The organism is Mycobacterium sp. E3298, assembly GCF_001666895.1.
In the GTDB taxonomy this organism is placed as follows: Bacteria; Actinomycetota; Actinomycetes; order Mycobacteriales; family Mycobacteriaceae; genus Mycobacterium.
Genome location: NZ_LZJB01000505.1, coordinates 1 through 1,077 on the forward strand (window position 1 = coordinate 1; position 1,077 = coordinate 1,077).

Annotated in this window: 1 protein-coding gene and 1 pseudogene; one reads left to right on the plus strand and one right to left on the minus strand. The window is 77.3% G+C overall.

The genetic code is table 11. The features are described from left to right. Positions 1 to 304, plus strand: a pseudogene (locus A9X05_RS30080) (O-succinylbenzoic acid--CoA ligase); the annotation flags it as partial. 70 nt (positions 305 to 374) lie between these two features. Here the strand turns inward: A9X05_RS30080 and menE are convergent. Continuing rightward, positions 375 to 1,077: o-succinylbenzoate--CoA ligase (gene menE / locus A9X05_RS23235; protein ID WP_082971028.1), on the minus strand; the 703-nt coding region annotated here is incomplete at its 5' end.

A 1,077-nucleotide genomic window follows, 5' to 3' on the forward strand; every position in this document is an offset into this window, starting at 1 on the left:
GCTGGTGGCCACGCAGCTGGCCAAGGCGCTGACCGACCCGGCGGCCGCCGCCGCGCTCGCCGAACTGGACGCCGTCCTGCTCGGCGGCGGCCCGGCCCCGCAGGGGGTGCTCGACGCCGCCGCGGCGGCCGGCGTCGCCGTGGTGCGCACCTACGGGATGAGCGAAACCGCGGGCGGTTGCGTGTACGACGGCGTGCCACTGGACGGCGTCCTGGTCCAGGTCGCCGCCGGCGGCCGCGTCCTCCTCGGCGGCGCGACCCTGGCCAAGGGTTACCGCAACCCGGTGCAGCCCGACCCGTTCGCCGCGCCCACCAGCACCGCCCCGACCGCGGCGGCCACAAACTCCCGACGTGCCAGCCTCACGGTCGACCAGCCTATTGATCGGCCGGCCCGGCGAACCGGCGCACCAACCCCGACCGGTCGACCTTGCCGATGCCGCGCCGCGGCAACGCCTCGACGACGTGCAGTTCGCGCGGGGCGGCGGTGGTGTCCAGGGTGCCTGCCACGTGGGCGCGCAGCTCGTCCAGCGTCGGAGCCGCGTGGCCCTCGGCCAGCACGATCGCGGCGACCACCCGCTGGCCCAGCCGGTCGTCGGGCAGGCCGAACACCGCGCAGTCGGCGACGGCGGGGTGGGTGCCCAGCGCCGCCTCGACCAATTGCGGCAGCACGGTGAGCCCGCCCGTGCTGATCGCGTCGTCCGCGCGGCCCAGCACGGTCAGCACACCCGCCTCGTCGACGGCGCCGAGGTCGTCGGTGCGGAACCAGCCGGGCGCGGCGAACGGGTCGGGCTGCACCGGGTTGCGGTAACCCTTGGCCAGGGTCGCGCCGCCGAGGAGGACGCGGCCGCCGGCGGCGACCTGGACCAGGACGCCGTCCAGTGGCACGCCGTCGTACACGCAACCGCCCGCGGTTTCGCTCATCCCGTAGGTGCGCACCACGGCGACGCCGGCCGCCGCGGCGGCGTCGAGCACCCCCTGCGGGGCCGGGCCGCCGCCGAGCAGGACGGCGTCCAGTTCGGCGAGCGCGGCGGCGGCCGCCGGGTCGGTCAGCGCCTTGGCCAGCTGCGTGGCCACCAGC